The organism is Microlunatus phosphovorus NM-1, assembly GCF_000270245.1.
Taxonomy (GTDB): Bacteria; Actinomycetota; Actinomycetes; order Propionibacteriales; family Propionibacteriaceae; genus Microlunatus; species Microlunatus phosphovorus.
This window is the reverse complement of sequence record NC_015635.1, coordinates 1,089,759-1,101,964: the sequence shown is the minus strand read 5'-3', so window position 1 is coordinate 1,101,964 and position 12,206 is coordinate 1,089,759. Positions and strand designations below refer to the sequence as shown.

Annotated in this window: 10 protein-coding genes; 4 read left to right on the top strand and 6 right to left on the bottom strand. The window is 65.5% G+C overall.

The window, feature by feature from the left end; all coding sequences use genetic code 11:
• Window positions 1-16 precede the first annotated feature (16 nt).
• The 6 genes from MLP_RS04860 to MLP_RS04835 form a co-directional block, all read right to left on the bottom strand.
• Window positions 17-1,354: an MFS transporter gene (locus tag MLP_RS04860; protein ID WP_013861899.1), complete on the bottom strand. Its 1,338-nt coding sequence runs from the start codon at window positions 1,352-1,354 to the stop codon at window positions 17-19.
• Between the two features lie 329 nt (window positions 1,355-1,683).
• Window positions 1,684-3,243, bottom strand: coding sequence for a GntR family transcriptional regulator (locus tag MLP_RS04855; RefSeq protein WP_156821033.1), 1,560 nt, complete (start codon window positions 3,241-3,243; stop codon window positions 1,684-1,686).
• 132 nt (window positions 3,244-3,375) lie between these two features.
• The gene (gene fdhA / locus MLP_RS04850) at window positions 3,376-4,590 is read right to left on the bottom strand and encodes a formaldehyde dehydrogenase, glutathione-independent (protein WP_013861897.1); all 1,215 of its coding nucleotides are present in this window, start codon (window positions 4,588-4,590) and stop codon (window positions 3,376-3,378) included.
• 193 nt (window positions 4,591-4,783) lie between these two features.
• Window positions 4,784-5,692 (bottom strand): glycine betaine ABC transporter substrate-binding protein, encoded by a 909-nt coding sequence (locus tag MLP_RS04845; protein ID WP_013861896.1) that lies wholly within the window; start codon window positions 5,690-5,692, stop codon window positions 4,784-4,786.
• Window positions 5,689-6,729, bottom strand: a complete 1,041-nt coding sequence (locus tag MLP_RS04840; protein ID WP_013861895.1) for an ABC transporter permease — start codon at window positions 6,727-6,729, stop codon at window positions 5,689-5,691. Before MLP_RS04840 ends, MLP_RS04845 begins: the two co-directional genes overlap by 4 nt.
• Window positions 6,726-7,733, bottom strand: a complete 1,008-nt coding sequence (locus MLP_RS04835; RefSeq protein WP_013861894.1) for a quaternary amine ABC transporter ATP-binding protein — start codon at window positions 7,731-7,733, stop codon at window positions 6,726-6,728. The genes MLP_RS04840 and MLP_RS04835 overlap by 4 nt, the downstream gene beginning before the upstream one ends.
• A 245-nt stretch (window positions 7,734-7,978) precedes the next feature.
• On the opposite strand from MLP_RS04835, the gene MLP_RS04830 reads away from it, so the two are divergent.
• The 4 genes from MLP_RS04830 to MLP_RS04815 all read left to right on the top strand — a co-directional run bounded on the left by MLP_RS04830 (window position 7,979) and on the right by MLP_RS04815 (window position 12,182).
• A complete protein-coding gene (locus MLP_RS04830; RefSeq protein ID WP_013861893.1) occupies window positions 7,979-8,950 on the top strand; it encodes an Ldh family oxidoreductase in 972 nt (323 codons plus the stop codon).
• Window positions 8,951-9,092: 142 nt separating this feature from the next.
• Window positions 9,093-10,361, top strand: coding sequence for an aromatic ring-hydroxylating oxygenase subunit alpha (locus tag MLP_RS04825; RefSeq protein WP_013861892.1), 1,269 nt, complete (start codon window positions 9,093-9,095; stop codon window positions 10,359-10,361).
• Window positions 10,358-11,500 (top strand): hybrid-cluster NAD(P)-dependent oxidoreductase, encoded by a 1,143-nt coding sequence (locus MLP_RS04820; protein ID WP_156821032.1) that lies wholly within the window; start codon window positions 10,358-10,360, stop codon window positions 11,498-11,500. The genes MLP_RS04825 and MLP_RS04820 overlap by 4 nt, the downstream gene beginning before the upstream one ends.
• A gap of 46 nt (window positions 11,501-11,546) precedes the next feature.
• A complete protein-coding gene (locus MLP_RS04815; RefSeq protein ID WP_013861890.1) occupies window positions 11,547-12,182 on the top strand; it encodes a GntR family transcriptional regulator in 636 nt (211 codons plus the stop codon).
• Window positions 12,183-12,206 lie beyond the last annotated feature (24 nt).

Here is a 12,206-nt window from a genome sequence, read left to right as displayed (position 1 = left end):
TGGGAATCTGGCTGAATCAGTGCGAGAAGTTCTTCGCCGCCTCGGCCAGGCTCATGCCCTTGGTCTCCGGTGCCAGGAGCTGGGTGATCACGGCACCGGCGAGAGCGACGCCGGCCGCGATCAGCATCGTGACGCCAGCACCGAGACCCACCATCGAGATCGGCAGCAGGAAGGTGCCCAGTGCAGCACCAACCCGGGAGATCGCCGCCGCGAAGCCCGTACCAACGCCGCGGATCGAGGTCGGGAACACCTCGCCGGGGAAGATGCCGGACAAGGCGCCGCCCAAGCCGTTCATGAAGGAGTAGATGTAGAGCAGGATCACCACGATGATGCCCGGTGCGCCGGTCCAGAAGCCGAGGATGGCGAGCATCACGAAGACCGCCCAAGACGACGGGATGGCCAGGGTGCGGCGACCGAGCCTGTCCACCAGAACGGTGCAGACGATGACGCCGAGCAAGGAGAAGACCGACACCAGGGTGCTCCAGATGCCGCCGTCCATGCCGTACTGCTTCATCACCGTGACGGCGAAGGTTGCGATCGCGAAGTACGGGGCCACGTTGGCGAACCAGAAGCCGCAGACGAACAAGGTCGCCTTGCGGGCCGCCGGGGTCGCAAACAACTGGGAGAACTTGCCCTTGACGGCCTCGGTGTGCTCCATGTCGGCGAACTCGGTCGGGTCCATGTACTTGTCCACGATCGCCCGGGCCTCCTCCTTGCGGCCCTGGTTCCACAGCCAGCGTGGTGATTCCGGCATGCCGAGTCGGCCGATGAGCAGCGCTATCGCGATGAAGGTGCTGGTGAACAGAATGAAGTTCCAGCTCAGGTGCGTGCTGCTGATCAGGAGGGTGCCGACCATGAAGGCGAGCATGAAGCCGCCGTACCAGGCGATGTTGGTCGCGCCCAGCAACAAGCCACGGATGTTGGCCGGGGCGAACTCGGACAGCATCGGCCAGCCGACCGAATACTCCATCCCGATGGCGATGCCCATCAGCAGTCGGACGATGATCAGCATCTCGGGCGAATGGACGACAAGCTGCAAGGCCGACGCGACGACGAACAGCGAGATGTCGATCATGAACAATGGTTTGCGACCGAATTTGTCACCGGCCCAGCCACCGATCGGGGAGCCGACACCGATACCGATCAGGGCCGCTGCGGCGATCAAACCCTCGACCGCCGGGGTGATCGCCAGATCCGCGGACATCGTCTCGTTGACCGGGCCGACGATACCGAGGATGTAGCCGTCCAGGAGCATGCCGCCGATCAGGACGATGATCAGGCGGGTCATGAACCGCTTCTTGAACTGCGGCGAGGAAACCTCCCGCGGCGCGGCCGCGCTTTCGGTCACAGTCATCAGTCACACCTCCGGGAAACAGTCCTGGGCAGCGGTCTCCCCCGGCCAACGGCGCGGGGGGATTGGCGGGTGAGCATCTAGTGACCTCCAGGTCTGGGGCACGAGCGTGCCGAGCGGTTGGACGGTGTTCTGGCGTAGCTGACGACGCGGTGTCGACAGACTCCGCAAGCGCGCAAGCGATGTCGGGTCGGTCGACTCCCCGTCGTGGGTAGGGCCTTACAGGTCTCTTGCTGGTCGGGATGACTGTAGGAGGATCGCTGTGCGGTCGTCAAGAGTTGTGAACACTAAGATTTAGTTACAGACCTTTTGAGCGTTGCACCGCCGGTAGCTCAGGGGGCGTCTGCCGTCCGCCCGATCAACCAGCCGAAGCAACCCACCTCGGTCAGCCCCGGGTCGGCCTCGGGCGGAACGACGTCGCCCACCTCGAAGCGCACGGAGTTCGAGACCAGAACCCTCCGCTCGGCATTCAACACGACACCGATGCCGTTCGCCCGCGCCAGCCAAGGCGAGAGCACTCGCTCCAGGTCGGCCACCCGAATATCGGCGGCCATGATGCCGACGAAGGAGCCGTCGTGCTGCACCGGCATCGAGACCGTGACCAGATAGTCGTCGACACCACCGTGATCGATGTAGGGACCCATGGCGGTCGGCTCCCCGGTCTCGCGTGGCCGGGCCATGTAACCCTTGGATCCATACTCGTAGAAGTCGTCGCGGCTGGGGTCCAGCTCATGACGGAAGTCGCGATCGAAGGTGCCATCCGCGGCACGCTGCCACCACTCCAGCCAATACTGTGCGTCGGGCACCACACCGACCTCAGCCATGAACCCGAGTCCGTACACGAGGTCGTCCAGCTGGCTCATCCGTGGCAGGACGCTGCGAGCCACCTCGGCGCCGAGCAACTGAGCACTCAACGGCTGCCTGCCCAGGGGCTGATCGAAGGCAGCAGCGACATCGCGACCCATCTCGTCCAGCTGGCCGACCACTCGTTCGAAGACCGTCCGGATCTCGGCGGCCGGATCGCCGTCCCCCAACAGGTCGTCGTCGCGCGTCTTGGCGTACTGCAGCGCGATCAGCTGCAGTCGGGTACGCAGCAGCTCGGTCACGACGCAGGACACCATCATCTGCCCAGCCGCCCATGACTGGGCGGGATCGCCGGAGCGCACCGCGTCAGCGACCATCCGCATCTTGCCCGCGATGACCCGGCGGTGCACCGGCCCACGCAGCAGCACCTGAACCAGCCAGTCGAACTCCTCGTGGGCAACCAGCTCGGCACGGGTAAGTCGCATGGACTGGGCACCAGCGGAGAGCTCGACATGGAATCGACCCATCGCCCGTCGTCCTTCGGCCGCGCCGGTGGCCGCCGCCAACTCCGCTGCGCAGGCCAGCAGCCGGTCCGCAGTCACCACCGGATCTCGCCGTGCCGCCAGCCAGGCGGCGTACGTGGTCAGTGCTGCCCGCCAGTCGCCGAGATCGCGCAGCTCGGTCGCCGACCAACGCAGCAGCTCCTCGCCGACCACCGCATCGCCGACCGGCGTGTGGGCGACATAGCTGCCGCCGTTCTTGCCCACCCGGGTGACGATCAGCCCCTCGGCCCGCAGGGTGCCCAACGCTTCGCGCAGCGAGAACGCCGTGACTCCCAGCTGCCTGGCGAGATCGATCTCGCGCGGCAGTTTCTCCCCGTTCGCCAAGACCCCCAGACCGATCGCTGTCCGCAGCCGCCGGGCGACCGCGGAGGCGGCATCCTCGGTGTGCAGACGTCCCAGCAGCACACGCTTCGTCGCCGCGGCCGCCGCAGTGGCGCGACCGTCGAACGGCCGCAGCGCGTCGATGCCGGCTGCTGCCGAGCGAGGCCGATCATCGGAGCCAGTGCTAGTGGCAGCCAAGGACATCTCGTGACCCTTCGACCAGTGAGCCAGCTCCAGATCCCACGATCTGGAGTTGGCACCAGGTTGTACGTGTGCACAAAAAATCGCCACTGAAGTTTCGTAAAGCGATTGTAACGTGCCCGCGTACGGAGCGTGTCAGCTCTTTACCATTCCATGAGGGTCGATCACATACTTCTTGGCAGCGCCGGCATCGAACTCCCGGTAGCCCTGTGGGGCATCATCGAGGCCGATGGTGACCGCGTTCACAGCCTTGGCGATGTGCGCCCGATCAGCCAGGATCATGTTCATCAGCTGCCGGTTGTATTGCTTGACCGGACACTGACCGGTGGCCAGCACGTGCGACTTCGCCCAACCCAGGCCGAGACGGACCCCGATCTGGCCTACCTTGGCGTTGTCGTCGACCGCACCCGGATCACCGGTCACGTACAGGCCTGGGATGCCGATCCCCGCCCCCGCCCGCGCGACGGTCATCGCGTCGTTCAGCACGGTCGCCGGCGCCTCAGCAGCGCCGGCCCCGTGACCACGGGCCTCGAAGCCGACCGCGTCCACCGCGGCATCGACCTCGGGCTCGCCCACCAGCTCGGCGATCATGTCGGCCAACCCGGCACCGGTGGACAGGTCGACGGTCTCGCAACCGAAGCTGCGCGCCTGGGCCAGTCGGTCGGCATTCATGTCACCGACGATCACTACCGAAGCACCCAACAGCTGCGCGGAGTACGCAGCCGCGAGGCCGACCGGCCCGGCACCGGCGACATACACCGTGGAGCCGGTGGTCACGCCGGCGGTGTAGGCACCGTGGTAGCCGGTCGGGAAGATGTCCGACAGCATGGTCAGATCGAGGATCTTCTCCAGTGCCGCATCCCGATCGGGGAACTTCAGCAGGTTGAAGTCGGCGAAGGGCACCATCACGTACTCCGCCTGACCGCCCAGCCAGCCGCCCATGTCGACGTAGCCGTACGCCGCACCGGCGCGGGCCGGGTTGACGTTGAGGCAGATGCCGGTCTTGCCCTCATTGCACATCCGACAACGGCCACAGGCGATGTTGAACGGCACCGAGCAGATGTCGCCCTCTTTGACGAACAGCACGTCGTCGCCGACCTCGACCACCTCGCCGGTGATCTCGTGGCCCAGGGTCTGGCCGATCGGCGCCGTCGTACGGCCGCGGACCATGTGCTGATCGCTGCCGCAGATGTTGGTCGTCACCAGCTTCAGCACCACCGCATGCGGCGCCGCCTTCTTGATGCCGAGACCGTTGACCACGTCATCGGGTAGCTCGAGCTTCGGGTAGTCGATGCTCTCGACCGCGACCTCGCCGGGACCCTTGTAGACGACGACTCTGTTGCCTGCCATGGCTGTTCTCCTCCTGCTCCGCTCTTCGGAGCCACGTGACCGCTGGCCGCTGATGTGGCCACCGCTGACTTGATGGAAAACCCGACATGCCGGCGCAGCTGGTCATGCTGCACCGGCACGTCGGGTGACTTGCCTGGGTAATACCGCTAGCTGCCTGTGCTGTGAATCCGTTCGGACCCCGGGCAGCGACGAACTAGCCCGTCAGGGCCTTCGTGAGCGTGTCCTTGACGTCCGGGTTCTTCTCCAGCCATGCCTTCGCGGCCTCGTCCTCCTTGTCCTGACCGAACTCATTGACGACGGAGTCCTCCAGGGCGGCGAACTGCTCGTCGGTCAGCTTGAAGGCAGCCAGCATCTCGACGACCTTCGGATTCGCGGCGGCAAACTCCTTGTTCGCCACGGTGTGCAGGTTCTCCGGCTTGTAGACGTTCTTCGGGTCCTCCAGCGCACGAACCGGGAAGGTCTGGTTGGCCCAGAACGGCTTCCACAAGGTCACCACGATCGGCTCCTTGGCATCGATCTTGGTCTTCAACTCGGTCAGCATGGCCGCGGTGGACGAGGTCACCAGCTTGAAGTCCTGCAGGTCGTAGGCCGGGATGGTGGCCTTCTGCGTCGTCTGGGTCAGACCCGCACCGGGCTCGATGCCGGTGATCGTGTTGTTGAACTCGCCTGCCTTGCTGGCCAGCTCGGGGATGGACTTGACGTCGACATAGTCCGGCACCGCGAGGAAGTTCTGGGCACCCTGATACCAGACCCCGACATCCTCGATCTTGTTGCCGTAGCGGATCCAGTAGTCCTTGTGGGTGCGCTCCATCCAGGACGAGGACAGCACATTGATGTCGTTGCTCTCCAGCCCGGCGTACAGCGGGGTGTTGTCGGACAGCTTGGTCACCTTGACGGTGTACCCGTTCTGCTCCAAGACCGCCTTCAACACCGCAGTGGTGCTGGTCATGTCGGTCCAGCCGTCGACGGCGCCGAGCGTGACATTCTTGTCGCCACCTGCCTCCGATTCGCCGCTGCTGCCGGTGCTGCAACCGGCCAGCCCCAGCAGCAGGGCAGCCATCACGGCCACCCCACGTAGGGCAATGTGCTTTCGCTTGGTCATGATGTCCTCTCCATAGTGGATGTTGAGATCTGTGTTGGCTCTGGATGGTTCATATCGTGTGCCCGTTCGATGCCGGCAGCCGGCTCCTCCGCGCCGGCCGTGACGAGCGGTTTCGAAGGGTCCGTACGGCGGCGGAACACCAGGCTGAGCAGCCCGGGGTTCGCCCTTCCCTGACCGATGGCCATGGTGAGCCGGTCCAAGAAGATGGCCAGGATCACCACCGAGATGCCGGCCTCGAAGCCCAGTCCGAGGTTCAGGGTGGCCAGCGCCGCGGTCACCTGCCCACCGAGACCGGCCGCGCCCACCAGACCGGCGATGACCGCCATCGAGAGGGCGAGCATGATGACCTGGTTGATCCCGGCCATGATCGTCGGCAGCGCGAGCGGCAGCTGCACGCCGAACAGCGTTTGGCGGGGCTTGGCGCCGAAGGCGTTGGCGGCTTCCACTATCTCGGGATCCACGTTGCGAATCCCCAACTCGGTCAGCCGGACGCCGGGCGGCAGCGCGAAGATGATCGTCGCGACGACACCGGGAACGACACCGATGCTGAACAAGGTGACGACCGGGACCAGCCAGACGAGAGCGGGCATCGTCTGCATCAGGTCCATCAGTGGTCTGACCGCCGTGCTCGCGGCTCGCACCCGAGCCGCCCAGATCCCCACCGGGATCCCGATCACGATGGCGATCACACTTGCCACGACAACCAGGGCCAGCGTCTCCATCGCCGCCTCCCACTGGTCCATGCTCACGATCAGCAACAGGCCGAACAGGGCACCCAGAGCGAACTTCCAGCCGCGCAACAACAGTCCGATCAGCGCGAAGATCAGCACCATGACCACCGGTGGTGGCGCCTGGAGCAGCTCGATCAGGCCATCCGTCGGCACCCCGATCACTCTGGCCAGGGCGTCGAAGAACGCGTCGAAGTTGGTCTTCAGCCAGTTGAAGGCGCTCTCCACGACAGCGCCCAGCTCGATCCGGGGGATCAACTCGAGTGGCTGCAGGCCCAGGAGCTGCACGTCCAACGGTTGCGTGGTCATCGGGCCAGCGCTTCCAGCAGGGTCACCCTGTCCAGGGCACCTACCACCCGCTGGTCCTGGTCGACCACAGCGAGAGCCTCCGGATGGGCAGCGCTGATCCCCAGCAGGTCGGCGAGACGGGCGTCCTGGCCGACCCGGACGGCGTCCTCCTTGGCGAGGATCGGTGGCGCCATCACAGCCGCCGCCGTCAGCACCTTGGTCTTGTCCACATCCAGCACGAATTTGGCGACGTAGTCGTTGGCCGGATCGTTGAGGATCTGCTCCGGTGTGCCGATCTGCACGATCCGCCCGTCCCGCATCATCGCGATCCGGTCGCCGAGTCGCATCGCCTCGTTCAGATCGTGGGTGATGAACAGGATCGTCTTGCCGAGCTTGTGCTGCAGTCCGGCCAGCTGGTCTTGCATCTCGCGCTTGATCAGCGGGTCCAAGGCACTGAACGCCTCATCCATCAACAAGATGTCGGTACCGGTCGCGAGCGCGCGGGCCAAGCCGACCCGCTGCCGCATGCCACCGGACAGCTGGTTGGGAATGGAGTCCTCCCAACCCTGCAGACCGACCATGCGCAGGGCTGCCAGGGCCCGCCGCCACTGCTCGTCCTTGGGCAGGCCCTGGATCTGCAGTCCGTACGCGGCGTTCTCCCCCACCGTCCGGTGTGGGAACAGTGCGAAGTGTTGGAAGACCATGCTGACGTTGTCCCGGCGGATCCGCCGCAACTGCTCGGCGTTCATCTTCGCGATGTCGTTGCCGTGCACCAGCAACTCGCCTGCCGTCGGCTCGAGCAGCCCGTTGACCATCCGGATCAGCGTCGACTTGCCCGACCCCGACAGTCCCATCACGACGAAGATCTCGCCCGCACGCACGTCGAAAGAGGCATCAATGACAGCCGCCGTGCTCCCCTCCTTGCGGAGATCGTCGCGAGTGGCCCCAGCGCGCAACCGGGCGACGGCCTGCTCGGGACGCTTCCCGAACACCTTGTAGGTGCCGTTAGCCACGATCGCGTTCAATGTCAGACCTCCCGTCGAGGGTCGTTGGGGCAGCACGTCTGAGCCGGTCGACCAAGGCCCAGGCGGGAGGACGGACCAATGCCACACGGGCATCGTCCCGACCGACTGGACGCCGGGCTCGACACTAAAAGCAGCCTGAGCCGTGCGTCAAGAGATTCGTTCGTGAAGATTTAAACACGTTTTTTTCCAGCATGGCTGGTTCGGCACCGCCGAGCGACTTCAACCCAGGTGGCAGGATTCGCCGAGTGACCGTGGTTCAGCAGGACGAACTCATCAGACTGTGCGTCGACGCGCTGGTTCAAGTCGGCGCGGAGCAGACCGCCGCGACAACCCTGGCGGAAGCGACCGTCGAGGCCGAACTGCTCGGCATCCGTGCAGTCGGCGTCGCGCACCTCTTCGACTATCTGGCCGGCTATCGGGAGGGCCGGATCACTGCCGGCGCTCGGCCAGTGGTACGCCGGGTCGCCCCGGCGGTCGTCGAGGTCGATGCTGATCGGGGACTGGCTCAGGTCGCCTTCGCCGAAGCTCGAGCCGAGCTGCTGTCGGCGACGACCAGCTCCGGGATCGCGGCGCTGTGGATCAAGGGCTCCTTCACCTGCGGCGAGCTCGGCTACTACCCCCGGTCGCTCGCCCGGCAAGGGCTCTTGGGCCTAGCCGTCGCCAACGCGACTGCGCTGATGTCACTCGGTGGGGCACCACACTCGGTGTTGGGGACGAACCCCGTCGCGTACGCCGTACCACGTCCTGGCCAACTCCCACTGGTGATCGACCAGGCGTCCTCCGCCACCGCGTACGTCAACATCCGCGCCGCCGCGGCGGGCGGCAGGTCGATCCCGCCAGGATGGGCACTTGGTCCGGATGGACGACCGACCGAGGACGCCAAGACAGCGTTGCACGGCACCTTGCTGCCGTTCGGCGGTCACCGCGGCGGCAACATCGCCCTCCTGGTCGAACTGCTCGCCACCTTGTCCGGCGCCTCGTTCTCCCTGGACTCGCCACCCTTCGACCGCGGCACGGAATCCCCCGCCATCGGCGTCTTCATCCTCTGCATCGACCCGCAGGTCTTCGGCGGCTCGCTCGATCGGATCACGACCTACCTCGATCGCCTCACCGCCGAACACCAGGTACGGCTGCCCGCCCTGGAAGTCACGGAGATTGCTCAGCAGGCTGACCTCGACCCGGCCCTCCTGGACCGGCTTCGCCACGCGGCCGGCTGACCCTGTTGCAGCCGCAGAGTCCGGGATCTACACTTTGTCTATCCTGTTGAAACTGTTCCGCATTGCGAAACACCTGTAGCGCGATCGTCACGCGAGCCAGAGCTTCGGCAGGTGCGACCCCCGGACATTGAGGAGAGTCCCCGTGAGCCTGGCAATCCAGACCCCACCCGTCGAGCTCGAGACGCTCGTCAGGGACCGAGCTGTGGGCTACAGCTTGGCCGCCCCCTTCTACGCCAGCCAGGAGATCTTCGACCTGGATCTCGAGGTGATCTTCGGCCGGCACTGGCTGTTCAGCGCCGTGACCGCCGAGATCCCGGACGCCGGTGACTACCTCACCATCGACATCGGCCCGTACGCGGTCATCATCGTCCGTGACGACGACGAGGAGATCCGCGCATTCCACAACGTCTGCCGGCACCGCGGCTCGCGGCTGCTGAAGGATGCCTGCGGTTCGGTCGGCAACATCGTGTGCCCCTACCACCAGTGGACCTACCGCCCCGACGGCGACCTGATCTTCGCCGAGTCCCAACCGGACACCTTCGACAAATCGCGCTTCGGTCTCAATCCGGTCAACGTCAAGGTGGTCGCCGGGCTGATCTTCGTCTGCTTCTCCGACAACCCACCGGACGACTTCGACGAGGTCGCCGAGTTCCTCGAGCCCTACCTGGCGCCGTACGACCTGACGAACGCCAAGGTCGCCCACCAGACCGACCTGGTCGAAGAGGGCAACTGGAAGCTGGTGATGGAGAACAACCGCGAGTGCCAGCACTGCGACGGCGCCCATCCCGAGCTGGTCAGCGCCTACTTCCCACTGTTCGGCTATTCCGAGGACGACATCACCCCCCGGCTGCGGCCGGTGTTCGAGCGCTATCAGGCGGCCCGTGCCGATCTGGACCGGGTCTGCTTGCTGCGCGGCTTTCCGCAGGAGGAGCGCCGCGAGCTGGACACCCGGGCCACCGGCTTCCAGCTGAGCCACCTGGCGCTCGACGGAGCAGGCATCAGCTTCTCCGAGGGCGGCGCCCAGCTGTGCAAGAAGCTGCTCGGCACGATGACCGAGCCGAGGTTCGGCGACCTCTCGCTGCACCTGCAACCGAACTCCTGGTTCCACTTCCTCAGCGACCATGCCGTCGTGTTTCGCGTGCTGCCCATCTCGCCGGAGAAGAGCATCGTGCGCTCCACCTGGCTGGTGCACCCGGATGCGGTCGAGGGTGTCGACTACGACGTCGAGTCACTGACCGCGGTCTGGGAGGCAACCAACCGGGAGGACCGAGAGCTCGTTGCCGACACCCAGAATGGCGTCATGAACCCGGGCTATATCCCTGGTCCGTACTCGCTGGTCGAGGACGACGTCGAGGCGTTCGCCAACTGGTACATCACCCGCCTGCAGCACCACGTGGCGGCGTTCCGGTGACCACCACTACTTCCCGTGCAGTGGATCCTCGGTCCCCGGGGCTCCTGCCACCGCTCTCCTCGCCCGAGTGCTGGGCGGAGGATGACCAGACCACGTTGGTCTGCCGGGGCGTCTGGGAGATCACCCACGATGTCAAGACGTTTCTCTTCGGTGCACCCGACGGAAGAGTCTTCAACTTCGAGGCCGGGCAGTTCATCACCCTGCAGCTGGAGATCGACGGACAGCCGATCAACCGCTGCTACACGGTCTCGTCGCCGCCCACCCGACCGCACCTGATCTCGATCACGGTGAAGCGGGTGCTCGGCGGGCCGGTCTCCAACTGGCTGCACGACAACCTCGTAGCCGGCACCGAGGTGACCGTGCTGGCGCCACTCGGACAGTTCACCCTGGCCAGCCCGATGGCGGACAAGTATCTGTTCCTGTCCGCCGGCAGCGGCATCACACCGGTCATGTCGATGACCCGGACACTCACCGATCTCGGCTCCGCGGCCGACATCATCTTCATCCACAATGCCCGCACCCCGGCGGACATCATCTACCGGCGCGAGCTGGAGGCGATCGCCGCGGTGATGCCGAACATCAAGGTCGTGCACATCTGCGAGGGCGACTATCCCTCCGAACGGTGGATGGGTCTTCGGGGCCGACTGAGCGCGGCGGCACTGGAGGCGATCGTGCCCGATCTGAACGAGCGGGTCACCTATACCTGCGGTCCGCCGGCGTACATGGCCGCAGTTCGACGCATCGTGACGGCGTTGGGCTACGACATGGCCAACTATCACGAGGAGAGCTTCGACTTCGACAGCCTGCCTGCAGGTGAGCAGCAGGCCCGCGAGATCGAGGTGCCCCAGGACGGCGGCGAAGCCGAAGCAGAGCAGGCGACCTTCAACATCGAGTTCGTGCGCAGTCGTAAGACGGTCACCTGCGGAGCAAAACAGTTTGTCCTCGATGCGGCGCTCACTGCCGGGCTACGACCTCCGTCGTCGTGCAGCCAGGGCATGTGCGGCACCTGCAAGACGGTGATGTTGGATGGCTCGGTCGACATGCAGCACAACGGTGGCATCCGACCCAAGGAAGTGGCCGCGGGGAAGATCTTGATCTGCTGCTCCACACCGCTGAGCGATCTGAAGATCGACGCCTGACCTGTCGACCCCAGCTATCAGCTCAACACTGACTTATCCTCATGGCGTGGTCGGGTTGGCTGAGCAGGCGTACGAGCGGATTCGCGACGACATCGTCTTCCTCCGAGTCGAACCGGGCGCACCACTGGACGACAAGGAGTTGAGCGCAGAGCTGGGGATGAGCATGTCCCCGATCCGTGATGCGCTCAAGCGGCTCACCCTCGAGCGGCTGGTCGTCACCTATCCGCGTCGAGGCACGTTCGTCGCCGAGATCACCGTCAGCGACGAGCAGTGGCTGACCGAGATCCGGCTGAACCTGGAAGGGCTGGCGGCGGCGCTCGCGGCCGCGCGGGCGACACCGGACGAGCGTGACGCACTGTCCACGTTGGCCGCGCGGCTCGACGACGATCGGATGAACCACATCACCAGCGAGTACCACCTGCTGGACTACGAGATTCACAAGGCGGTCTACGTCGCGGCGCACAATCCGTATCTCGAGGCCAGCCTCACGCAGTACCTCAACTTGATGATGCGCATCTGGCACTACGGCCTGCGGCGGGTCCCCAGGCAGCATTCGGTGGGACGCGATCAGCAGGAGGTGGTGGCGGCAATCGTGGCCGGCGATGCGGAGGCTGCGACACTGGCCGCCCGGGCCCATCTCGGCGACTACTCCGTCGCCGTCCGGTCCCTGTTGATTCGCTGAAGCACTGAGTCGATTCGCTGACCT

Excerpts from the sequence above, each read along its gene's own strand:
- MLP_RS04860 (WP_013861899.1), bottom strand. The coding sequence starts at position 1,354 with ATGACTGTGACCGAAAGCGCGGCCGCGCCGCGGGAGGTTTCCTCGCCG.
- MLP_RS04855 (WP_156821033.1), bottom strand. The coding sequence starts at position 3,243 with ATGTCCTTGGCTGCCACTAGCACTGGCTCCGATGATCGGCCTCGCTCG.
- fdhA (WP_013861897.1), bottom strand. The coding sequence starts at position 4,590 with ATGGCAGGCAACAGAGTCGTCGTCTACAAGGGTCCCGGCGAGGTCGCG.
- MLP_RS04845 (WP_013861896.1), bottom strand. The coding sequence starts at position 5,692 with ATGACCAAGCGAAAGCACATTGCCCTACGTGGGGTGGCCGTGATGGCT.
- MLP_RS04840 (WP_013861895.1), bottom strand. The coding sequence starts at position 6,729 with ATGACCACGCAACCGTTGGACGTGCAGCTCCTGGGCCTGCAGCCACTC.